Source organism: Exiguobacterium sp. s163 (genome assembly GCF_018617135.1).
GTDB lineage: Bacteria > Bacillota > Bacilli > Exiguobacteriales > Exiguobacteriaceae > Exiguobacterium > Exiguobacterium profundum.
This window is the reverse complement of the sequence record NZ_JACSJN010000001.1, coordinates 653638-676121: the sequence shown is the minus strand read 5'-3', so window position 1 is coordinate 676121 and position 22484 is coordinate 653638. Positions and strand designations below refer to the sequence as shown.

Here is a 22484-nt window from a genome sequence, read left to right as displayed (position 1 = left end):
ACCAAAATAAAAATATTATGTCACAGCTCTTGTTAATTAACCAAAAATAGGATATTTTTGATATATCGGATGACGATATAACGAAGAACGATACAAAGGAGCGGGATACGTGACACAACAGTCAAGTACAGGCGCATTAACCGAGGCGGTTTATTATATATTATTATCTCTGCAAGTCCCGAGGCATGGGTATGGGATGATGCAATTCGTTCAAGAATTAAGCAATGGGCGGGTTCAACTCGCCCCAGGTACGTTATACGGCGCCCTGAGTAGTCTAGTAGAGCGTGGATGGATTCAGGCGCTCGAAGGTACGGGGCGGAAGAAAGAGTATGAGATCACGGAAGCGGGTCGAAAGGCACTTCGGTCGGAGTTAAATCGGCTAGAAGAACTGGTGCGACACGGTCATAAATTGACGAAGGAGTTGGACACATGAAGACGAAAACGATTTATCGCATCTTTGTTGATTATGAGAAGGAAGAGAAGTGGCTCAACGAGATGGCTCAAAGCGGATGGGCGCTCGAATCCTTTCGTTTGATGCGATATGTGTTCAAACAAGTTGAACCTGGGACGTTCACCTACCGAATCGAATTGTTGTCCCACTTACCTTCTCACCCCGAGTCGAAGGCGTATATGGCATTCTTAGATGAAGTGGGAGTCGAAGTGGTCGATACGTCGTATCGGTGGATTTTTTTACGAAAACGAACGAGTGACGGACAGTTTCAATTGTATTCGAATTTTGATTCGATGATTCAACGTGAGAAACGTATGATCCAACTGTATGGCGCAGTAGGGCTCGCCAATTTTGTTGTGGTGGTCGCGAATCTTTCCAATCCATATGCGCAGTTTGCGCAGTGGACCATCCTATTGGACATAGTTGTCGTCGCGATGTTGGCTTATGCGGTCCAACATCATACTCGGAAAGTTAGGACACTAAAAGCTCTCAAAGCGATTGGAGAGATGAAGTCGTCAGATTGAGCGCATGGATTAGGAGGAGCAAGATGGATTCACGAGAATGGAAGGACTGTATCATTTGTTTTGGATTGATTGCGGGGACGACACTCGGTGTAATCCTCTCGTTCTTCTTTCATATTCAATTGACATATGGGATTGCGAGCGGGGCGATGATTGGCTACATTGGCGGGCTTGTCGTATCGATTTGGAAGAAATGATGGATCAGGGTAACATTCCTCGTCTCGACGACGAGGTTTTTTTGATAGATTGTGACGAATGATATGAGATTGGGGTCTATAGATATAGAGGGGTTATTACGAAGGGGGTAACTGGATGGATGACCAGGTCATCATCGATTGGTACTGGGAACGATCGGAGTATGCGATTGTCGCGACGAAGAAGAAATACGGAAGCTATTGTCATCGTGTTTCTTATAATATTCTACAGAATCGCGAAGACACAGAGGAGTGTTTGAACGATTTATATATGAAAGCGTGGGAGTCGATCCCGCCGACACGTCCGCTTCGACTCGGAGCGTATTTGACGAAGATCGTGCGAAATCTCGCACTACAGCGTTATAAGAAGAATCATGCAAAAAAACGTGGTGGTGGGGAAGTACCGCTCGTCTATGAAGAACTAGAACATGTCCTTACGGAATCGATGAAAGACGAAGACCTCGTCGACGTGTTGAATGAATTTCTAGCAGACCTACCTCGACTGACAAGGGTGATGTTCATGCAACGTTATTTCTATTTACACTCGATTCAAGAAATTGCAACGACACATCAGCTCGGTGAGAGCCATGTCAAAATGACCTTGAAGCGCACACGGGATGCGTTACAGCGAGCGCTTGAAGCAGAAGGCGTTCGTGTATGAAAAGTGAGCAGATCCTTCGACTACTCGGTGAAGTCGATGACCGGTATATAGAGGAATCGATGATGATAGAGCGAAAACCTTATCAACGACTGAAATGGGGAGGGGGACTTCTCGTTGCGATCGCTGCAGGATTCATGCTCTTCACATCGAATGTCTGGAACGAACGCATCCCATTATCTACGGATTCCACTGCGAATTCCGTTCACATTGTCGACCAATCAAAAGTGACATCAGATATTTCCGAGGAAAATATGATGGACATGACCGAAGATGAACTCTTTTCGAAATGGAATCCTGTCGTGGTCCGAGGAACGGTCACGAACATTCGACATATCGAGATTGATTTCAATGGAGAGACCGAATATCAGTCACTTATCACGATACACGTATCTAATGTGTATCGAGGGGACGTGCAAATCGGGCGAGATTTGATTGTTCGTGCCGATGCCATCAAGGAAACCGGACAGACAACAGATGCATCTGTTATCTCGCACGTGAAACAGGGCATGGAAGGAATTTTCATGCCGATTCCATATGATGACGAGTTTGTCTGGGAACAAAATGATGCCACGCTCCGATTGAAAGATATTGCCGATTACGGTTTTCCGGATGGGGAGCGTTATCTATTTTTAGATACTCCGAACGGACTCTTGTTCGAGCGGGATGCTTACCCCTCCTTGCAAGGTGTGGACTCACTCGATGAAGTAGAAGACTGGATGATGACGCGATTTTCAGAATAATGGAGAACTCAAATCGATAAGGGGGAAATGGATATGGAACGAAAGATTACCGTAAAAGGGACGGGGAACGTCTCATCTCGACCGGATTTGATTGTGATTCACATGGACCTCGTCTCGAAAGCGCCACGGTACGAAGATACGATGACTGAGGCGGCAAGTGCGGTGTCCCATCTTCAAAAAGCCATCACGCGTGCAGGGTTTGACAAGACGGACCTCAAAACGAGTGACTTTTCGATTGATACGGAATACGAGAGCTATCGTGATGGAGATAAGAATTATCGGTCGCGGTTTGTCGGATATGTCTGTAAACAGAAGACGAAGCTCGAATTTGCGCTCGATACGTCTAAACTATCGGACGTCATCGAACAAATCAGTCAATCTCGGGCAAATCCGAAACTCTCCATTCGCTTTACGATGAAAGACCCGAATGCGATCGAGGATCAGCTATTGGTGAGTGCCGCGGAGAATGCGAAAAAACGAGCAGAGCTTCTTGCGAAAGGAGCAGGCGCCGAACTCGGAGACTTGCTTCAAATTGACTACACATGGGGAGAGATTCACCTGTTCTCGCCTACAAACGTCCTCTATAGTCAGGACGTCGTCTATTCGGAATCACGGATGCCTGAACTCGAACCGGATGATATTGACGTCAGTGATTCGGCGACGTTCATCTGGAGTTTAAAATGAGGCGACTGACTCTTTTGATTCTCCTTTCACTTTCGATTGCGTTACCTGTATCCGCTCTTTCCTACGCATATATATTTGTCGTGTTCGACCGAAACGCATATGAAGTGCTCGACACAACGATCGAGGAGGGTGCACTCGGTGACGTGATCGGTGAAGTGGAAACGACGGTCAACGACGAGACGGGACGGTATTACGGAAATGCTTCGAACGGATATCCGATTGGGACAACGTATCGTGAAGTCGACGGGGAGTCCGTGGAAGACGTCATTGCGGTCGAGGACGGTTCGGAGTGGAAGCGAGCGGAGTATCGGTTCAAAGCACCGTACCATTCAAGAGACTTTATCAAATTCTTTGGTTACGGCCTACTTGGGATGGGCATTGTGATGTTGAGTTGGACGTTCTTCAAGCGAAGCTCATTGTACAAAAAGAAGCATGAACGAGCGTGAAAATGGGAACGGGAATAATAAAAATAGGTTCGGTAAAGGGGGATTCACGATGAACATCTTGATTATTTTTGACTCACTGTATGGTCATACTGAAAAGATTGCTCATGCGATGCAGCAAGAGCTGTCGAAAGACCATGAGGCACGTATGGAACACGTATTGAATATTGGATTAGGCGACTTGGCACATGTCGACCTGGTCATCATCGGCTCACCGACACATGGGGGATACGAAACGGAAGACATTAAAGTATTTTTGGACGGAATTTCGGACAATGCGTTACGAGGGAAACGGACGGCTGCCTTTGACACGAGTGTCGTCAAAGAGAAACAGAATCAGATTCTTGGTAAAATCATTGATTGGTTCGGTCATGCCGTCAATCGAGTCGAAGGGGAAATGATTGAAAAAGGGGCGACGGCTGTCCAAAAAGAGTCGTTCCTCGTCGATGGGACGACGGAGATGTTGAAGGAAGGCGAACTCGAACGTGCGAAAGCATGGGCGCGGGAGTTGGTCGGATAATACACGAAACGCATTCTGATAACAGAGTGCGTTTTTTAGTTGAAGAGGACGAGAAGAAGAGAACAGCGGGTAAATATATAGTATTCAACTCTTCAGAATGGTCGACTTCACCGTTCTCGCTTGGGTGTTCCGTCCTTTCGAAGGACTGTATGCGAATGCGGGACTCTATTGGTTATTCGGTGCCGTCTTAATTGGGCCAATCTTTTATATGATGGCGTTCCGACGTCAACATACGAAACGAATCCGCACCCCTTGATTGAAACGCTTCCTCGCAAAGGAGGCGTTTTTAGATTGCCTCAGGTTGGGAAAGGATAGGGAGAAGAGATTGGAGGAGAGTGCGATGAGCCATTATTTTTCATCATCTTATGAAGAGTCGCGAGAGAAGTTCATGAACTTACTATCTGAAGTGAAACGATTTTATCCGAAAGCGGAGCTGTTGACACACTCGATCGGGGACGAGAGTATCGACGTTATTTTAGGGGAGCCGAAACGAGAGCGGAAAGCGATGATTCTCATGACGATTGGGGAACATGGGATTGAAGGGTATGCGGGTGCTGCGGTGACCCATCAATTCGTTCAGACGCAACTCGCGTATGTCCGTCATGAAACGACGGGGATTTGTCTTATTCATGCAGTCAATCCATGGGGGATGAAACACTTTCGACGGGTCAATGAACACAATGTCGATTTGAACCGAAATTACGTCATTGATCGTGAATCAGTTCCGTATAACGTGAACCGTGAATATGAGCTGATGCGCCATCTCTTCGTACCGGACGGAGTAATTGACGACTATCATGAGGCGCGTGAACAGATTTATTCATTTCTCGGCTCTGGAATTAAGCTTGATGGCTTCAAAGCGATGAGTGGTGCAAAAGGAATGGGGCAATATCAATTCCCGAAAGGAGTGTATTACGGGGGAGATGAAGACGAACCGTCCGCCATCTTTTTGAAGGGGATTCAACATGACTTACTTGAGCGCTATGGAAAAGTCGTCCATCTTGATTGGCATACCGCACTCGGACCGACAAACGAGGTGACGATGGTCATCAGCAAACGGGACGGTCGCACGGAAGATGAGCTAAAACAAGCGTACGGTCTCGACAACGTCAACGTGTATGACCCGGACGAGGTACTCGGAGATTCGACGAATCATTTTTACCACGTGCGCGATACAGAGTACCCGGACAAGGGGCTCGTTTCTGCTTTATTTGAATTCGGTACGTTTGGGACGTCGACAAAAGCGTCCATCCGTGAATTTTTAACAGAAGTAGGCGAGGATTCTCCCTCCTCTAAGCGTCTCGGGGTGTATCCCAGCGTAGGTGGGAGATGAATCGCCCGGTCCAAACGTCTTCTCCCCTGTGACAGATATGACGAACAAAAGTTCGTGATTCCGTCAGATTCTCCCTCCCCTTCCGCGGGTATCGGATGAGGAAGACATATCACGATCTTCTGAGGGGAGGAGGGACGGACATGCTGAAAGGCTACAAATATAGGCTTCACCCGACGCCTGTACAGGCCGAGTTCCTCATCAAGACGATCGGCTGCGCCCGGTTCATCTACAACAAGCTACTCGAGGACCGCATCGCCATCCGCGAGGAAGCGAAAACGGGGAGCGGAACGAGACGGAAACCGGCGACACCCGCCTCCTACAAGCCTTTGTTCCCGTTCCTCGCCGAGGCGGACAGCCTCGCGCTCGCGAACGCGAAGCTGAACCTCGACACGGCGTTCGCGAAGTTCTTCGCCGGGACGGGCGGCTTCCCGGCCTTCAAATCGAGACGGCGGTCGCGCGCCTCCTACACGACGAACAACCAGCACGGCACGATCCGCATCAAGGACGGCAAAGTGAGACTGCCTAAAATCGGCTTCGTGAAGTTCGAACAACATCGCCCGTTCGAGGGCGTCATCCGGTCGGCGACGGTCTCGATGACGAGGACGGGCAAGTTCTTTGTCTCCCTCCTCGTCGAACAGGACGATGCACCATGGATTCCAGCCAAGAACAAGGTCGGGATCGATCTCGGCCTAAAACATTTCGCCGTCATGACGAACGACGCGATGGTCTCGGAGAAGATCGACAACCCTCGCTTTCTCCGACAATCCGAGGCGAAAGTCAAGAAGGCGCAGCGCGCTTTGTCACGCAAGAAGATCGGGAGCAAGAATCGTGAAAAAGCAAAATTACTTCTGGCAAAGAAACACGAAAAGATCGCCAACCAACGCCAGGACTTCCTTCACAAACTGTCGAGACGGATCGTTGACGAGAACCAAGTCATCGTCGTGGAGACATTGAAGTCGAAGGATATGATCCAAAACCATAAGCTCGCCAAGTCCATCGGGGACGTCAGTTGGCATGAGTTCGTCCGTCAACTCGAATATAAATCAAACTTCTATGGACGGACACTCATCAAGGCAGACCCTTGGTTCGCATCGACCCAGATCTGTTCCACTTGCGGAGTAAAAGGCGAGAAGAAGACGGTGGATGTCCGTGAATGGACGTGTACTCATTGTGGCGCGCACCATGACCGTGACATCAACGCAAGCATCAACCTATTGATGTTAGCCGACTGACAACCATTCAGGGCAGGGACTGCCCGACGAGCTTGGTCCATAACCGTGGCTGGTGAGAGCACGGTCTTCCCAAGAAGCTTCCACTTCAATTTGCGAAGCAAATAAGTGGCGAGTAGTTCACCGATACGTTGTTGCAGTTTGTTCAATAATCGATGGCCTCCGAATCGGGGGCCTTTTGTATGTCGATATGGATAAGAACCAACGAAAACGGGTATAAATCAATTGGAGTTCCCTTCCATTTTTTGAATGACTGAAACATCGCTGTGACTAGAATCACGATGTTTTTTTGTGTTGTTTTGGAGAAAGGGGGATGAAACCAGATTCGAACATGGATTTAGTTCAACCTGTCCTACCATTTATGGTACAATAGCGGGGTGGATTAACAGATTGAGGAGAGATTTAAATGAACATCGCTTTCTTTTTATATCCGAAAGAAGACGTCAAATATTTGGACCCCGAATCAACGGTACGACAAGCACTTGAAAAGATGAAGCATCATCGATTCACGTCTGTGCCACTCGTTTCAGAGAACGGATTTTACGCCGGGACGATGACAGAGGGGGATTTACTCTGGGCACTCGCAGAACAGCTTCGCGGGGAAGAAGACTATGAAAAAGTGCTCCGGACACGTCTAAAAGACATTAAGCAACGTGTTCGCTATAAGCCGGTTTCGATTACGGCACAAATCGAAGAACTTGTCGATGCGATCACGGACCAAAACTTCGTGCCGGTCGTCGATGACGGCAAATACTTCATCGGCATCATCCGACGCCGTGACATCATCGAGTATTACTCGACAAAGTTGAAACAACTGGAGAATGAAGTCCGATAATGAACAAGCCAGAACCGACTCGCGGTTCTGGCTTGTTTTATGTTTCTTTCAGCTTCGTTTTCAAAAATAGGAGTAGGATAAACATCAATTAAGGGGCGGAAAATGGGGTAACACATATTCTCCTAATTCATCGATGACTTGGTTCTCGTCAACGATCCGTCTCGACAGTTTGTGAAGGAAGTTGGATGGTCACTCAAGCCAATCTTGGACGCCACGTGCGCCTGGGGCGAGTGCCATATCAATCAGTCCGGTGAAGAGGTCATTTCATAACCATCACGGTCGTCCAATACGGGCGACCGTTTTTCGTAGTGACAAGTCGGGTACAGGGACAGAGACAAGGAGGGAATTAGGATGGACGTGAAAACTTTTTTGTTTACAGATGACGGCTCCATTCCCAACCATCCGGATTATCCGGCGCTCCTCTATCGTGGCGTCTTTGATGACCCGAGCGGGATGAGAGAGACGTTTGCCCATAATGAATGGACGAACAGTTGGGTGAACGGGGTGTTCGACTATCATCACTATCACAGCAACACGCATGAAGTATTGGGCATATTACAAGGTGAAGCGACGCTTCAACTCGGAGGGACGAACGGTGACCTCGTCCGCGTCCGCCTAGGTGATGTCCTCGTCTTACCGGCGGGAACGGGACATCGTCGCATCGAGGCGAGCGAAGATTTTCAAGTGGTCGGGGCATACCCGGACGGTCGTGACTATGACACGTTGACAGGAAAGACGGAAGAACGACCGGACAACGTAAAGCGAATCGAACAAGTCGAAAAGCCGAAGTTTGACCCCGTCTTCGGGACGACGGGGCCACTACATGAAGCATGGACAAAGGAGGAAACGTTATGAATCAACGACTACCACATTCTTTATTACTTGCAGCTTTGAAGCAAAACGTCGTCAAATTGAAAGACGGGCGCGAGATGCGCGCACTCGGACAAGGTACATGGCGCATGGGGGAAGACAAATCGAAGCATGATGCCGAGGTTGAAGCGCTTCGGACAGGAATCAACTGCGGACTCCATGTCATCGACACGGCGGAAATGTATGGGGAAGGGGAGTCTGAGAAGTTGGTAGGGGAAGCAATCCAAGACCGACGCGAAGATGTCTTTCTCGTTTCGAAAGTGTATCCATACAATGCGTATGGCGACAAACTCGTCAGCGCATGTGATGCGTCGCTCGAACGACTCGGGACGGACTATCTGGATCTCTACTTACTCCATTGGCGAGGTGATGCCCCGCTCGAGGAGACGATTCAAGGGATGGAACAGCTGAAAGCGGACGGGAAGATTCGGGCATGGGGGGTCTCGAACTTCGATGTGGACGATATGAAGGAATTGCTGTCGCTACCGAATGGAGACAAGTGTGCGGTCAATCAAGTGCTCTATCACCTTGGCAGTCGCGGGATTGAGTACGACCTCCTTCCTTATCTAAAAGAACAAGGGATTCCTGTCATGGCATACGCTCCACTCGCTGAAGGAAGTGACGTGAAAGAAGACGTCTTCAATAACGAGACGGTCAATCGACTTGCGGAGGCGTATAGTGCCTCTGTCGCACAAATCTTACTTGCTTGGACGATCCGGAGCGGACACGTCATCGCCATCCCGAAAGCCGGGCAGGCCGAGCATGTCGAGGAGAATGCGGCAGCGCTCTTGCTCGATTTAAGTGAGGAAGATTTTGCAGCGCTCGATGAGGCATTCCCACCACCGACGACGAAACAACCGCTAGACGTCATTTAAAACGATAAAGGACTGGCAATTTTGCCAGTCCTGTTGCATGTTCACGTTGACTGAATATCGATTTCTGAAAAGATGAATTGTGTTTTTGTTTGAGCATACGGAATCACTTCATCGATAAAAGATTCAGCCGCAGAAAAAGACGAGAATTGCATTTTGATGAGATAACAGGCGTCACCCGATATACGATAACAAAATGAAATATTGGGTTGTTGTTGTGAACTACTCGCCACTTATTTGCTTCGCAAATTGAAGGGGGAGCTTCTTGGGAAGATCGTACTTTTATTAGCCACGATTATTTACCAAGCTCGTCGGGTGGTTCCCACCCTGCAGGAATTCGTTTTAGTTTGCCAACATCAATAGGTTGATGCTTGCGTTGATGTCACGGTCATGATGCGCGCCACAGGCACACGTCCATTCACGGACATCCATCGCTTTCTTCTCGCCCTTTACTCCGCAAGTGGAGCAGATTTGAGTGGATGCGTACCAGGGGTCTGCCTTGATGAGTGTCACTCCGTAGAAGTTTGACTTATACTCGAGTTGCCGGACGAACTCGTACCAGCTGAAATCCCCGATGGACTTCGCCACCTTGTGATCCTTCATCATATCCTTCGACTTCAATGTCTCCACGACGATGACATGGTTCTCGTCAACGATCCGTCTCGACAGTTTGTGAAGGAAGTCCTTGCGTTGATTGGTGATTTTCTCGTGTTTCTTGGCTAAGATCAGCTTAGCTTTTTCACGATTCTTGATTCCGATCTTCTTTCGTGACAACGCGCGCTGCGACTTCTTGACCTTCGCTTCGGATTGGCAAAGAAAGCGAGGGTTTTCAATCTTCTCAGAAACCATCCATTGTTGTAGATGAACCGGGCGCAGCCGATTGTCCGGACCAGGAACTCGGCCTGTGCCGGCGTTGGGTGGAGCCTATATTTATAGCCTTTCAGCATGTCCGTCCCTCCTCCCTTCAGAAGATCGTGATGTGTCCTCCTCATCCGATACCCGAGGAAGGGGAGGGAGAATCTGACGGAATTACGAACTTTTGTTCGTAACATCTGTCATAGGGAGAGAAAACTGTTGGACCGGGCGATTCATCTCCCACCTACGTCGGGCTACGCCCCGAGACGCTTAGAGGAGGGAGAATTCTCGCCTGATTTAGTTAAATAATGAAGGAACGCTTCGTATTGGTGGCCATTCTTCACTGTTGCCTTGATGATACATTGAATTGGAAGACCTAGCTTTTCGTGATCAAGTACAAGCGAGTATTGTTTGATGACTCCAAATGATTCTAGTCGTCGACCCCGCTCGCTAACGAAAGGAGCGGAAAGATTGATACGTCGTCCAAGTTCGCTCATGGAAAGACGATTGTCGTGCTCTAATTCATGGATGAGTTTTTGACACTCCCACGATTAAAACCGTGGGATTCTGAAGTGCTTGTGCGAGCGCAGTTCATTTCTGTTTTGCTCAAGCCTTCAGATGAGGGTGTGCCATCACCCCTCCTGAGACAGATCATATAGATTCTCAGGCTGGTGGACTGTTACCATCCACCACAGGTCGTTGCAGGTGTGTCCATCTGATGTTTTAGCGTCTTTTGCATGACGACAGGAATCGTTTTACCGGTCATATGTTTTCATGACCGAACCGTATAAGATTTTCAAGGGGCGATGGACGAAGGCGTTTTAGAGACTTGTTCTTGTCTATGGGATAAGGATACCCGAACGTCGGATGTAAAAGCATCCGAATTCACTCTCATCCCATGCCTGAAGGCGGGCTATGCCCGATATGGGCTTTCCCGTTCGTAAAATCTGTAATCAATTTCTCCTCTCTTTTTTAGGGAATAAAAGATTGATTTGCCTTTCATACTTCCGTACGAAGTGAACCCAAATGAAAAGACCACCGGAAGCTTCCGATGGTCTTACTGATCAGTTCGCTAGCGGATGTTTCAAGAGATAGTCTTCAATCTGTCCGACCGTCTGTTTCAACACGCCGTCTGCGAATGGCGATTTGAGACCTGCCAGTTCGACGAGTTCGAGGAACGAGCGGCTTCCGCCTGCCTGACAGAGTGTGAGGTAATCGCTCCATGCCGCTTCGCGGTCTTCATGCATGCGTACCCAGAACTGAAACGCACACACTTGCGCGAGCGTATAGTCGATATAGTAGAACGGGCTTTGGAAGATGTGACCTTGTTGGTGCCACCATGCGCCCGATTCAAGATAGTCGTTCGTCTCATAATCACGGTGCGGGAGATAGACCTTCTCCAAATCGCGCCATGCCTGACGACGCTCGGCAACTGTCATCTCTGGGTTGCGGTAGACGACGTGTTGGAACTCATCGACGAGCACGCCATACGGAAGGAACGTCATGCTACCGGCCAAGTGATTGAACTTATACTTGTCGACTTGGTTGCCGAAGAAGAGCTCCATCCATGGCCAGCAGAAGAATTCCATCGACATCGAGTGGATCTCGCACGCCTCATACGTCGGGAAGGCGTATTCCGGTGTCGTCAAATGACGGCTTTCATACACTTGGAAGGCATGACCGACTTCGTGCGTGAGTACGTCGATGTCGCCGGCCGTCCCGTTGAAGTTCGAGAAGATGAACGGAAGTCCTTCAGACGGTAAGTAAGTGCAATAGCCACCGCCGGATTTCCCTGGTTTCGCCGTCAAGTCGAGGGCGCCGCGTTCCTGCATGTATTGGAAGAACTCGTCCGTCTCGTTTGAGAGCTCACGATACATCTTGTTTCCGCCTTCGATAATGAACGACTCATCCCCTTGTGGTGTCGCGTTTCCGTCTGGGAAGACGAATGACTCATCGTAGTAATAGAGGTGGTCGACGCCGATTCGTTTCGCCTGCTTTTCTTTCAAAGCAGATGCGAGCGGGACGATGACGTCACGAACTTGTTTCCGGAAGTTGTCGACCATCGACTCGTCATAGCCGACACGCTGCATCCGTGCATAACCGAGTTCGACGAACGACGGGAAGCCGAGCGCGTGAGCGATTTCCGTACGGACACGTACGAGTTCCCCATAAATGCGGTCGAGCTCATCGCCGTTATCAGAAAGGTATGTATAGCGGGCGACAGATGCGGCTTTTCGGACATCACGGTCTGGTGATTGGAGATACGGACCGAACTGTGACAAGTTGAGTGTCTTGCCGTCAAATTCGATTTGCGCAGCGGACATGACCTTTTGATAAGCTGTCGCGAGGCGGTTTTCTTCCTGCAGTTTCGGGATGAGTGACTCCTCGAACGTTTCAAGTGCGCGCTCGGCGAGAGAGAACAGTTGGCTGCCCCATTCCGCTTCGAGTTCAGTGCGAAGCTCGTGGTTCGTCAAGACGCGATAGTACGCTTGAATCTCCTTCTCATAGACCGGAAGTGCGTCGTCAAAGAAGGTCTGTTCTTCTTCGTAAAACGAATCGCGTGTGTCGACCGAATGTCGGATCGCGACGAGTTGACTTTGTGTCTCAAAGTCGTTCCGTTCTTTGTTGATTTGGCGAATGAGTTCGTTCGCTTCCTCGAGTGTGCTGGCTTGCTGTAATTCGGCAGAATAGTCCGACAATCTGCTGTTTAAAGCGTCCAAGTCGGGCCGTTCATATGACAATTTTGTGAAAGTCGTCATTGTAAGCGCCTCCATCGTGTGAAATTTTTACAAAGTGTAAAAAGGGCTTGCAAAAGCGATTGCACACTCGTATTCTTACGATGTGTAAAACGATTTCGCACTACCTTATTACAACTATACCGTTAATGGGGTAGGGATTGAAGTATTAGCTTTTCGGGTATAAAAGTGAAGACTTCGATTCAATAGAACATGTTGGAGGGATTAAGCTATGGGATTCTTTAAAAAACTTTTTGGTGGTAAAGAAGAACAACTCAACGCGGTTTCACCGCTTACAGGAAAGGTCGTCGACATCACGAACGTACCGGACCAAGTATTCTCACAAAAAATGATGGGTGACGGGATCGCAATCGAGCCGACTGAAGGAAAAGTCGTCTCACCGGTTAGCGGAACAATCGCGACAGTATTCCCAACAAAACACGCGATCGGTATCAACGCGGACAACGGTGCGGAATACTTGATTCACATCGGTTTGGATACGGTAAACCTTAAAGGTGAAGGCTTCGAGACACACGTTACAGAAGGTCAATCTGTCAAAGCAGGCGACCCACTCGTCACGTTCGACCTCGATTTCATCAAAGCGAACGCGCCATCGACGATCACTCCGATCATCATCACGAACCACGACAGCTTCGGCGTGAACAAACTTGTCGCAGAAGGCGACACGGTGACAGCTGGATCTTCAGAAGTCGTCGAGTTGACAAAGAAATAAGAAGACGACCCATGACTCGGGAGCTTAGGCTTCCGAGTATTTTTTTGCGAATGCGGGAATTATAATGAAGAGAGGGAAGGGGGAATTGAGATGGATGGAAAAAATGCGCCATACCGGGGATACGGGGATCGGATACGAATATTACGGGAACGGGCCGGATTGTCGATTGAGACGCTTGCTGAACAGATTGGCGTCGCCCCGTACTTTATCCGACGTACCGAACTGAGTGAGGTCTATCCGACCATGCCTTACATAGAGGCGCTCGCAGACGCTTTGCAAATCGACCCGAACTATTTGGCCCGCCATATTTGGACGGGAGAGTCGCTCAAAGTACTCATGCGAGGAAAAGTACCGGAACTCGAACAGATGAAGCTCGCCTATGAAGAAGCGATGCACGGGAAGTCCGTCGAAGAAATGCAACGGCAACTCGAAGTACGGATGCGCATTTTTGACTTGATGCACGAAGAGGAGTTACATCGCATTTTCAAAGAAGACGAGGAACCGACGTCACACCATGCACTCGAAGCGCTCGTCGATGCGGTGCTTGATCTCGGACGGTCACATGACAGGACGCGTCACATCGTCCCGTTCGCCCGCTATGTGGAACGGCTTGTCCCAGACCAATTCGCAGACAACTCATTCCAGTACGCGGAGTATGGTGTCGTGGATAAATCGTATAAATTGCAATGACCGTAGAGCATTCTACGGTTTTTTTTGTGCACAAAAAAGTGACCAGGAGAATCCCTGGTCACTTCAATCAGCGCGTCGGACGCGCTTCGTAGCGTACTTTTGGACGTGTGCCGGCGAGTAAGAAGCCGAGCACGATATTCAAGATTGTGAGCACCCATCCGACATAACCGAATGTGTAGGCAAGACTCGCCAGCATCGTTTGCCAGTCGAGCAATGCTGCTGCGTCCCCGCGGAATGTGAAACGGATGACGGTGAAGCCAATGAGTGTCGCTGCAGTAATCATGATGCCGATCCATGCGCCACCGAAGCGGGACGTTTGAGAGCGTCTGCTGACCGGATACCAAAACGCGAGCGTTCCGATGAACGCACTGCCTGCATAGGCAAGCAGGATTTGCCATAACGCATCCGCGTCTAAGAAGACGGTATAACAGATGAACGTCGTGAGCGTCGTCATAAACGTAAAGATTAAGGCTGCGAGTAATCGTGATCGCATAGTTCGTTTTCCTCCTCATTTTGCACATTCTTTAGAGTAAACGAAAACGAATTTGCTGTAAACGTTATTGACGGTTTTGTAATATTTGTCGCCATTGTTTAATAGCGTTCGTTCCATAGAACAAGACGCCGCCACGATAGAATTTCGAGCCAATCCACAGTGTGATACCAATCGTTCCGATGAGTAACCCAATCGAAAGCGCCACTTCCCATACGGCCACATCGACGAGCATGACGCGAAGGAACATGAGCATCGGAGCGAAGAACGGGACGAACGAGAGAATGGTCACGATGGTCGCATCCGGGTTGTTCAATCCAAACATCGCGACTAAGAACGCAGCGACGAGGAGCATGATGACCGGCATGACCATTTGTTGTGACTCTTCGACACGGCTGACAAGTGAACCGAGGACAGCGAAGAGTGAGGCGTACAACAAGTACCCGAGCAAGAAGAAGACGAGTAGATAGATGACAGCCCGTGCGTTGCCGGCGTTCTCGATGACCGTTGTTGCGAGTTCGCTACTACTCGCACTTACATAACCAAACCCAAGGAAGATTCCGATTTGGATGAGGGCGAGTGTCCCGATAGCGGTCACTTTCGCGAGCATATGGGTCACCGGATGAGTCGTGGAGATGATGAGCTCCATGACACGCGATGACTTCTCCGTCGTCACTTCTGTTGAAATCATCGATCCGTACGTGATGATCGAAATATACAGGAGCATCAACATGACGTAAACGAGCGCCGAAGACGAGAGGAGCTCATCCGAGTTCTCTCCACCGCGTCCGAGATAGGACTCGTCGAGTTGGATCGGTTCGCTGAGGGCAGCGATGACGGTCGGGTCGACATCGGACGATTCAATCAATTCCGCATTGCGCAACTGTTGTAAGGATGTTTGCAAGAGGGTCGTGAACTCCTGCTCCGGGCGTTCGGAGATAACGCGAGCATCATAGCCGTCAACAAAAGCGACGACCCCATACTCTCCGTCGTTGATGCCGGTCCGTGCCTCTTCTTCCGTAATTTCGCTAGAGGCGACGTCTTCATAGCCGAGTGATTTCATCGTGTCGACGATTTCTTTGTTCTCAGACACGACGAGTGCGCTCGCTTGCTCGGAATCCTCAAACGTAGACATGATGCGGTCGATGTTCGTAAACCCGAAGATGAACAGGATGGTTAGCGCCGTCGAGATGAGGAATGCTTTTGAACGAATTCTCGATTTGAGTGTGAACGCATAGAGCGGTCCAAAGTTATGAAACATGCTGTCCGACCTCCTTGATGAAGATGTCATTGAGCGATACCGGTTGGCGCATGAACGTCTTCACGTTCGCCTGATGACGGACGAGTGCCGACAGGACGGCGTCACTGTCTTCGAAAGAATGTAAGCGTACTAGATGACCGGATTTGTAAGGCTCGATTGTCTCCACGACTGGGAGCGACTCGAGAATGTGAATCTGATCCGTTTCAATAAAGAGGGCAGGTTCTTCGTATCTCGACTTGATTGTCGGGACGTCACCGCTTACGACGGCACGGCCACCTTTCAAGATGCCGACGTGTTGGCACAATTCTTCGACATGTTCCATTCGATGACTCGAGAAGACGATGGTCGTCCCGGCGTCACGCAACGCGAGAACTTCACGCTTCAGGATTTCAACGTTAACCGGGTCGAGGCCGCTGAACGGTTCGTCTAAGATGACGAGTTCCGGGTTATGGAGCAGGGCGGCGACGAGCTGAATCTTCTGTTGATTCCCTTTTGATAGCTGCTCGACGCGCATCGTTTCATATTGAGGAATTTCAAGGCGTTCGAGCCATGACTTGACCGCGCGTTTGGCATCGCTCCCGCGCATGCCCTTTAGGCTTGCGAGAAAGACGAGCTGTTCACGCACTTGGGATTTGGGATACAGGCCACGTTCCTCGGGCAAATAGCCGACGATGCGATGGTCGACCGCTTTACCGTTCCACGTGATACTCCCATCGGTCGGCTTCAAAATGTCGAGGATCATCCGGAACGTCGTCGTCTTGCCAGCACCGTTTGCACCGAGCAAACCAAACATTTCCCCTTGTGGGACGCGGAACGTGAGGTCGTCGACAGCTTTGAAGTCACCAAACTCCTTGGTGACGCGTTCGATATGTAATGCCATATTCTATTCCCTCCTTAGAATGTCTCTTCTTCTATCGTACGCCACCTTGAGCAAAAAGTTTCACTTTTTCTGGTAAATGATTTATCTTGAAATCAAGATAATAAAAGGAGGATGACAATGAAAACGCAGTCTACGGGAATCCATCACATTTCGTCGATGGTACAAGACCCGCAACGTACGCTAGATTTTTATGGACAGGTACTCGGTCTCCGCTTCGTGAAACAGACCGTCAATTTTGATGACCCGGGCACGTATCATCTCTATTTTGGGGACGAAGTCGGAACACCAGGGACGGTGATCACGTTTTTCCCGATCCCGGGCTTAGGGAAAGGGCAGGTCGGGAGCGGACAGGTTGGCGTGACGACTTATCTCGTACCGGCAGGAAGTTTACCGTTCTGGGAAGAAAGACTACAACAGCACGGCATCGCGACCGTCGCCACTGAACGGTTCAGCGAGGCATCACTTTTATTTGAAGACCCGGACGGACTCGTCGTCGAACTCGTCGCCCGACCGAGCTCTAAACAGACACGCTGGGTCATCCCCGGTATCACAGAACATGAAGCAATTGTCGGATTCGCCGGAGCGACCTTGTTGTCGAAAGCACCGGACGAAACCGTGCGCTTGTTGACGGAACTGTTCGGCTTTGAACGGGTCGCAGAGGATGAAGAGTGGATCCGTTTGAAAGGGTCAGCAGATTACGGGAACGTCATCGATGTGAAGAAAACGATTTTACCGAACGGGGTCCCTGGGACGGGAACAGTTCATCACATCGCGTGGCGCATTTCTGACGGAGAATATTATCCGACCTGGCAAGATGCCATCTTTGACCTTGGGTTAAGACCGACCGAAGTGAAAGAACGAAACTACTTCCGCTCCGTCTATTTCCATGATGCCGGTCGCATCCTGCACGAACTCGCGACGGACGTACCTGGATTCACCGTGGACGAATCCGTTGACACGCTTGGTGAGACGTTGCGCTTACCGCCATGGCTCGAAGCGGACCGAGATAAAATCGTCCGCACACTACCAACAATCACGATCCCGAGAGGAGAACGCATATGATTCATCAATTCATTCAAGGTACCAAAGAGACGACACTCGTTTTATTACACGGAACTGGAGGGACCGAGCAGGATTTGATTCCGCTCGCGAAAGAACTGTCGACCGAGGCGAACATCTTGACGCTTCGAGGGGATGTCATTGAAAACGGGATGTCCCGTTTCTTCCGTCGCCACGCGGAAGGGGTGCTCGACCTTGAAGATTTAAAGAAACAGACAGAGCGCTTCCTTCAGTTTTTAGATGAAGCTGCGACAACGTATGGTATCGACCGAGACAAGATGATCCCGCTCGGCTATTCGAACGGGGCGAATTTGATCGGGTCGGCACTTTACCGTCATCCGGCGTTCACTGCTTCACTCCTATTCCACCCGATGGTACCGGACCGTTCATTGACGCTACCTGACTTGTCAGGAACGAACGTGTTCATCTCGGCTGGCGAACGCGACCCGATTTGCCCGAAAACAGAAACAGAAGAGCTGACGTCGACACTCCGAAACGTGGGAGCGGACGTCGAGCTCTTCTATCACTCGGGAGGACATGAACTTCGCATGGAAGAAGTCGAGGCAGCACGGACATGGATTGCCGCATACCTCGACTGATTCATTCAAGCCATTTTTTTCGGTTTGTTCGGACGAGAATAGACGACGAGGACCCCTCGGTCAATCAAATAGGCGGCGAATAAACGTTTCGCTTCCTCAGCACGCACAGTTCGGTCGATTTGGATATACAATCGGCCGAGCTTTTTTTGTGAGGTGCGCGTGAGCAACCAAATCGAGTCGAGCGTATACTGCCAACTTTGGAGCGTGTCGCCACCGATGTATAAGTAGCGGTTTTGGGTGCGCTCAAGTAAGTAGTTGAGCCACCAGACGTCACGAGCCAGCTTGGCGCAGACACCGAGCACGAACGTGAGACCGAGGAAAACCATGCTAGACAAGACAGGATGAATGGCAGAGAACCCGTTTCGGACGGACTCGAAGGCGACAAGGAGCAATCCGACGGAAAAGACGCTGACGAACCACCAGAATCCGAAGTTAGAGAATGAACGTTTTGGGTCGTGCACCATATGATGTCGATTCCGGATGATCGATGCCATTCTCTCCACCTCCTTTATTAGAATATTCTGAATATTAAGTAACACTACTATACTATACTGTACCCAATCCCGTCTATTTGAATACGTACACAACATGCTGAATCGTGAGGATTTTTTGACGTTTCGGCTTGCATTCTTCGAATTATGGGAATGATGACAGTGAAGACATGAAAATTTTGTTGAAACGTAATTTCACTTTGTGGAGGAATCGCTTATGATAGGTGAGGGAATTTTCCAAGACCTATATGGATTCTGTCTGTAAAGAGAACGTGAAAACATGAAGGTCAGCTTCATTGCAGTCATCATAGAGAACTAGAGGGAATGTTATGAGAAATTATTGGTATGACAATATTAAAGGAGTACTCGTCCTACTCGTCGTCTTCGGACACTTGTTGACCGATGTCCGCGGCGCTTATGACGACATTTTACCAAAGTGGGTGTATCTGTTCCTGTATACCTTCCACATGCCGTTATTCATCATGTTGAGCGGTTACTTTTATCGGGAGAACCGCTATTTGCGCGTGATCCAGCTATTCGTGGTCTATGTCATTTGGCAGGTCATCCTTGGGTCATGGTTCGCATTTACAGAAGGGATTCCGATTTTCTCACTTGAAAATCCGGGACTGAATTTGTTGAAGCCATACTGGGCGCTTTGGTATCTGATGGCCATCATTTTCTGGTACATCATCACCCCGTACGTGACACAACTGAAGGGGTACGTGTTGTATGCCCTATTATTCGCGCTCCTGTTCGGATTCCAAGCCGAGGCGACGGGGTATTTCGCGTTACGAAAAGTCATCATGTTCTATCCGTTCTTCTTGATTGGGAACTGGATGTCCGAGCGAAATACGCTCAACTTCTTTGAGCTACCGAAACGGGCCGAGCACCGGAACCGATACCGCATCGGTGGGGCGATTGTCTTCACCACGCTCACGCTGGGGCTCTTGGTCTCGATGCGCGTCCAGCAAGACGATACGTTCTATCATATCGGCAACTTGTTCAAATTCCGTTTCGCCTATGACACGGTCGTCCCAGAGGCGATGTGGAGTGGACCGTTCGCCTTTTTGATCGTCTATACGGTGTCGCTCCTCATGTCAATTAGTTTCGCGCTCATCATCCCAGGACGACAGCTCCCGATTTTTTCGCGTGCCGGGCAGTATAGTCTGTACGTCTATCTCGTCCACGTCTTCTTTGTTGTCGCCTCGAAGGCGTTTATACCGGCTGGGTTCATGCCGACATCTTGGATGCAACTGCTCGTCTTGTTCGGTGTCGCCTTTGTGATGGTCCTCGTGATTATCAGTCCACCGATGGTCCGTCTCTTGCGTCCGCTCGTCGAGATTGACGTGAAGCGAGTCCAAAATACGAAGGGTGTAAAAGGGTAAAGTCTTTTCTAAACGCTTCATTTCCGCTACACTTTATTAAGAAGAAACGAAACTAGAGTTAAGGAAGTGACCCTATGCCATACGAAAATGGAATGCACAGCACAGAAGGCGACGTGAACGTATCACGTCACGTCGTTGAAATGATCGCCGCGGTCGCGGTCAAAGAAACGAAACACGTCTCGTTCACGCAAGAAGATACGAAATTGTCAGAGCGTGCGCTCATGAAACATGTGAAAGTCGATGAGTCGGACGAAGGCATCACCATCAACCTATCACTTTACATCGCGTACGGACAGTCGATTATCAAAACGGTGACGGCCGTCCAAGAGCGCATCACGCAAGATATGGACACGATGCTTGCGATGACACCACGTTCTGTGAACGTGAAAGTGGTCGGGATTCAGCTGTAATAAGGAAGGGGAGAGCACAGGCTCTTCTCTTTTTTTGATTTTTGCGAAAACGGTTGCATCAAGATAACGTTTTCATTTATAATAGAAATCGAACAAGTGCAACCGTTTGCATCATTGACCAAACGTGCGACGGGTACTTGTCAAGTTCCCTAAATGTAGTCTGACGACACAAGCATTTGAAGGAAAGGCGGAAAGCATGTATGTCAACGATTGAAGCAGTGATTTTCGATTTGGACGGTGTCATCACTGACACGGCAGAGTACCATTACCTCGCTTGGAAGCAGCTCGGTGAAGAGCTCGGAATTCCATTTGACCGCGAATTCAACGAAACGCTCAAAGGCGTGAGTCGGACTGAGTCGCTTGAGCGGATCCTTACGCTCGGCGGTAAACAGAACGATTTCACACCGGAAGAGAAAGAAGAACTCGCACAAAAGAAAAACGAGCACTACGTTGAACTCATTCAACATATCTCATCCGACGATCTTCTTCCTGGTATCGTTTCATTCCTCGATGAAATCAGAGAGGCGGGACTCAAAATCGGAATGGCTTCTGCTTCAAAGAACGCATTTGCGGTCGTTGACGCACTTGGTGTCCGACATTACTTCGACCATATTGTCGATGCAGCAACTGTCGCCCAATCAAAACCACACCCCGAAGTGTTTTTGAAGGCCGCTTCTGCCCTTGGCGTGAAACCCGAACTCGCCATCGGCGTTGAAGACGCGGCTGCCGGCGTAACTGCAATCAAAGCGGCAAATATGTTTGCTGTCGCCGTCGGAGAAGAATCGATGCTTGGTCATGCAGACCTCATCGTCGCTTCTACTGACGAACTTTCACTTGAACGCATCCTCGAACGCGTTCACGTGTAAATGGCTACAATCATCTTCCGTGAGACGACGACTGCCCCGAACAGTCGTCGTCTTTTTTTGAGTCAAAAGTCCTAAATAGACAGAATTGCCCAAAAAGAGATGACAAACACATTACAAATCCGTTACACTTTTATAGAAGATATAGAGGGATTATTAGGAATTGCTGATTTAAATTAGGGAATTCCAAATTATAATTGGATGTAGAAGGGGATTTGTGTATGGAATCTACGAATGTCAATGACCACATTTATCGAGAATTAATGGAAATTGAAGAGTCGTATCGTCAATTGCAACGACGTGCCGAGTATTTGATTGCGGAATTGAGTCGAGATAGAGAAGAGAAGGACCCAATGACTGATGCGTCAAAACGCCTACGTCCACGACGTGTGAACCAGCGTTATCCGCTCGAGGTGTACGTTCATCAAGTGACGGATCTATTGAAGGAGCGTCAGACGATGAGTGTACGTGATATTCAAATGGAACTTGAACTTCGTTACCGTCATCACATCAGCAACATTTACCAATTGATGGTGAAGATTGAAGGGGTCAACCCGGAAATCAAAAAAATCGGTCGCGGCTTGTATACATACGAACCGACAGAAGAAGTGGCATCGACACTTTCATAATCCAGAGCTGATGGGGAATGCCTCATCGGCTTTTGTTGTAAACGGACTGAT

28 protein-coding genes and 3 pseudogenes are annotated in these 22484 nt (G+C 49.3%); 22 read left to right on the top strand and 9 right to left on the bottom strand.

What is annotated here, in order from left to right; genetic code table 11:
• The first annotated feature begins 109 nt into the window (after positions 1-109).
• The 14 genes from KNO71_RS03615 (at position 110) to KNO71_RS03550 (ending at position 9356) form a co-directional block, all read left to right on the top strand.
• Positions 110-433 carry a PadR family transcriptional regulator gene (locus KNO71_RS03615; protein ID WP_214687283.1) on the top strand — a complete coding sequence of 108 codons (324 nt, stop codon included), beginning with the start codon at positions 110-112 and terminating at the stop codon, positions 431-433.
• Positions 430-975 (top strand): DUF2812 domain-containing protein, encoded by a 546-nt coding sequence (locus KNO71_RS03610; RefSeq protein ID WP_214687282.1) that lies wholly within the window; start codon positions 430-432, stop codon positions 973-975. Before KNO71_RS03615 ends, KNO71_RS03610 begins: the two co-directional genes overlap by 4 nt.
• Before the next feature lie 23 nt (positions 976-998).
• On the top strand, positions 999-1169 hold the full coding sequence (locus KNO71_RS03605) for a hypothetical protein (protein ID WP_214687281.1): 171 nt from the start codon (positions 999-1001) through the stop codon (positions 1167-1169).
• A gap of 115 nt (positions 1170-1284) precedes the next feature.
• On the top strand, positions 1285-1827 hold the full coding sequence (locus KNO71_RS03600) for an RNA polymerase sigma factor (protein ID WP_078147384.1): 543 nt from the start codon (positions 1285-1287) through the stop codon (positions 1825-1827).
• Positions 1824-2567, top strand: a complete 744-nt coding sequence (locus KNO71_RS03595; RefSeq protein WP_214687280.1) for a hypothetical protein — start codon at positions 1824-1826, stop codon at positions 2565-2567. The genes KNO71_RS03600 and KNO71_RS03595 overlap by 4 nt, the downstream gene beginning before the upstream one ends.
• 33 nt (positions 2568-2600) lie before the next feature.
• Positions 2601-3251 carry an SIMPL domain-containing protein gene (locus KNO71_RS03590; RefSeq protein ID WP_214687279.1) on the top strand — a complete coding sequence of 217 codons (651 nt, stop codon included), beginning with the start codon at positions 2601-2603 and terminating at the stop codon, positions 3249-3251.
• Positions 3248-3697 carry a hypothetical protein gene (locus tag KNO71_RS03585; RefSeq protein ID WP_214687278.1) on the top strand — a complete coding sequence of 150 codons (450 nt, stop codon included), beginning with the start codon at positions 3248-3250 and terminating at the stop codon, positions 3695-3697. Before KNO71_RS03590 ends, KNO71_RS03585 begins: the two co-directional genes overlap by 4 nt.
• Before the next feature lie 49 nt (positions 3698-3746).
• Entirely contained in the window at positions 3747-4214 is a 468-nt protein-coding gene (locus tag KNO71_RS03580) for a flavodoxin family protein (protein WP_214687276.1), read from the top strand.
• Between the two features lie 97 nt (positions 4215-4311).
• The gene (locus tag KNO71_RS03575; protein WP_214687274.1) at positions 4312-4470 is read left to right on the top strand and encodes a hypothetical protein; all 159 of its coding nucleotides are present in this window, start codon (positions 4312-4314) and stop codon (positions 4468-4470) included.
• Between the two features lie 84 nt (positions 4471-4554).
• Complete coding sequence (locus tag KNO71_RS03570; RefSeq protein WP_251031929.1) at positions 4555-5547, top strand: M14 family metallopeptidase; 993 nt, start codon at positions 4555-4557, stop codon at positions 5545-5547.
• A gap of 140 nt (positions 5548-5687) precedes the next feature.
• A complete protein-coding gene (gene tnpB / locus KNO71_RS03565; RefSeq protein WP_214687272.1) occupies positions 5688-6779 on the top strand; it encodes an IS200/IS605 family element RNA-guided endonuclease TnpB in 1092 nt (363 codons plus the stop codon).
• 403 nt (positions 6780-7182) lie between these two features.
• The gene (locus tag KNO71_RS03560; protein WP_012727014.1) at positions 7183-7611 is read left to right on the top strand and encodes a CBS domain-containing protein; all 429 of its coding nucleotides are present in this window, start codon (positions 7183-7185) and stop codon (positions 7609-7611) included.
• A 351-nt stretch (positions 7612-7962) separates the two neighbouring features.
• Positions 7963-8466 (top strand): cupin domain-containing protein, encoded by a 504-nt coding sequence (locus tag KNO71_RS03555; protein WP_074036164.1) that lies wholly within the window; start codon positions 7963-7965, stop codon positions 8464-8466.
• Complete coding sequence (locus KNO71_RS03550) at positions 8463-9356, top strand: aldo/keto reductase (RefSeq protein ID WP_285223040.1); 894 nt, start codon at positions 8463-8465, stop codon at positions 9354-9356. Before KNO71_RS03555 ends, KNO71_RS03550 begins: the two co-directional genes overlap by 4 nt.
• 41 nt (positions 9357-9397) lie before the next feature.
• Here KNO71_RS03550 and KNO71_RS03545 read toward each other — a convergent pair whose 3' ends face one another.
• The 5 genes and pseudogenes from KNO71_RS03545 to KNO71_RS03530 all read right to left on the bottom strand — a co-directional run bounded on the left by KNO71_RS03545 (position 9398) and on the right by KNO71_RS03530 (position 12967).
• Positions 9398-9586 carry an Lrp/AsnC ligand binding domain-containing protein gene (locus KNO71_RS03545; protein WP_214687270.1) on the bottom strand — a complete coding sequence of 63 codons (189 nt, stop codon included), beginning with the start codon at positions 9584-9586 and terminating at the stop codon, positions 9398-9400.
• A gap of 109 nt (positions 9587-9695) precedes the next feature.
• A pseudogene (locus tag KNO71_RS03540) lies at positions 9696-10199 on the bottom strand (RNA-guided endonuclease TnpB family protein); the annotation flags it as partial.
• A gap of 17 nt (positions 10200-10216) precedes the next feature.
• Positions 10217-10300, bottom strand: a pseudogene (locus tag KNO71_RS17905) (helix-turn-helix domain-containing protein); the annotation flags it as partial.
• Positions 10301-10510: 210 nt separating this feature from the next.
• Positions 10511-10738 (bottom strand): annotated as a pseudogene (locus tag KNO71_RS03535) (AsnC family transcriptional regulator); the annotation flags it as partial.
• A 534-nt stretch (positions 10739-11272) separates the two neighbouring features.
• The gene (locus KNO71_RS03530) at positions 11273-12967 is read right to left on the bottom strand and encodes a M3 family oligoendopeptidase (RefSeq protein ID WP_214687266.1); all 1695 of its coding nucleotides are present in this window, start codon (positions 12965-12967) and stop codon (positions 11273-11275) included.
• A gap of 208 nt (positions 12968-13175) precedes the next feature.
• Between KNO71_RS03530 and KNO71_RS03525 the strand changes: the two genes are divergently transcribed.
• On the top strand, positions 13176-13676 hold the full coding sequence (locus KNO71_RS03525; protein ID WP_012727005.1) for a PTS sugar transporter subunit IIA: 501 nt from the start codon (positions 13176-13178) through the stop codon (positions 13674-13676).
• Between the two features lie 90 nt (positions 13677-13766).
• Positions 13767-14366 (top strand): helix-turn-helix domain-containing protein, encoded by a 600-nt coding sequence (locus KNO71_RS03520; RefSeq protein WP_214687264.1) that lies wholly within the window; start codon positions 13767-13769, stop codon positions 14364-14366.
• A 67-nt stretch (positions 14367-14433) separates the two neighbouring features.
• Here KNO71_RS03520 and KNO71_RS03515 read toward each other — a convergent pair whose 3' ends face one another.
• The 3 genes from KNO71_RS03515 to KNO71_RS03505 all read right to left on the bottom strand — a co-directional run bounded on the left by KNO71_RS03515 (position 14434) and on the right by KNO71_RS03505 (position 16997).
• Entirely contained in the window at positions 14434-14859 is a 426-nt protein-coding gene (locus KNO71_RS03515; protein ID WP_078147368.1) for a hypothetical protein, read from the bottom strand.
• 64 nt (positions 14860-14923) lie between these two features.
• Positions 14924-16117, bottom strand: coding sequence for an ABC transporter permease (locus tag KNO71_RS03510; RefSeq protein WP_214687262.1), 1194 nt, complete (start codon positions 16115-16117; stop codon positions 14924-14926).
• On the bottom strand, positions 16107-16997 hold the full coding sequence (locus KNO71_RS03505; RefSeq protein ID WP_012727001.1) for an ABC transporter ATP-binding protein: 891 nt from the start codon (positions 16995-16997) through the stop codon (positions 16107-16109). The genes KNO71_RS03510 and KNO71_RS03505 overlap by 11 nt, the downstream gene beginning before the upstream one ends.
• 117 nt (positions 16998-17114) lie before the next feature.
• Between KNO71_RS03505 and KNO71_RS03500 the strand changes: the two genes are divergently transcribed.
• Together KNO71_RS03500 and KNO71_RS03495 are read left to right on the top strand one after the other, a co-directional pair.
• Entirely contained in the window at positions 17115-18059 is a 945-nt protein-coding gene (locus tag KNO71_RS03500; protein ID WP_214687260.1) for a VOC family protein, read from the top strand.
• Positions 18056-18655 (top strand): alpha/beta hydrolase, encoded by a 600-nt coding sequence (locus KNO71_RS03495; protein WP_214687258.1) that lies wholly within the window; start codon positions 18056-18058, stop codon positions 18653-18655. Before KNO71_RS03500 ends, KNO71_RS03495 begins: the two co-directional genes overlap by 4 nt.
• 5 nt (positions 18656-18660) lie before the next feature.
• On the opposite strand, the gene KNO71_RS03490 is transcribed toward KNO71_RS03495, so the two are convergent.
• The gene (locus tag KNO71_RS03490) at positions 18661-19149 is read right to left on the bottom strand and encodes a hypothetical protein (protein WP_214687256.1); all 489 of its coding nucleotides are present in this window, start codon (positions 19147-19149) and stop codon (positions 18661-18663) included.
• A 326-nt stretch (positions 19150-19475) separates the two neighbouring features.
• On the opposite strand from KNO71_RS03490, the gene KNO71_RS03485 reads away from it, so the two are divergent.
• The 4 genes from KNO71_RS03485 to KNO71_RS03470 all read left to right on the top strand — a co-directional run bounded on the left by KNO71_RS03485 (position 19476) and on the right by KNO71_RS03470 (position 22433).
• The gene (locus tag KNO71_RS03485) at positions 19476-20531 is read left to right on the top strand and encodes an acyltransferase family protein (protein WP_214687254.1); all 1056 of its coding nucleotides are present in this window, start codon (positions 19476-19478) and stop codon (positions 20529-20531) included.
• A 74-nt stretch (positions 20532-20605) separates the two neighbouring features.
• Positions 20606-20941, top strand: coding sequence for an Asp23/Gls24 family envelope stress response protein (locus KNO71_RS03480; protein ID WP_012726997.1), 336 nt, complete (start codon positions 20606-20608; stop codon positions 20939-20941).
• 200 nt (positions 20942-21141) lie between these two features.
• Positions 21142-21807, top strand: a complete 666-nt coding sequence (gene pgmB, locus KNO71_RS03475; protein ID WP_214683804.1) for a beta-phosphoglucomutase — start codon at positions 21142-21144, stop codon at positions 21805-21807.
• A gap of 218 nt (positions 21808-22025) precedes the next feature.
• Positions 22026-22433 (top strand): Rok-like winged helix domain-containing protein, encoded by a 408-nt coding sequence (locus tag KNO71_RS03470; protein ID WP_078147361.1) that lies wholly within the window; start codon positions 22026-22028, stop codon positions 22431-22433.
• Positions 22434-22484 lie beyond the last annotated feature (51 nt).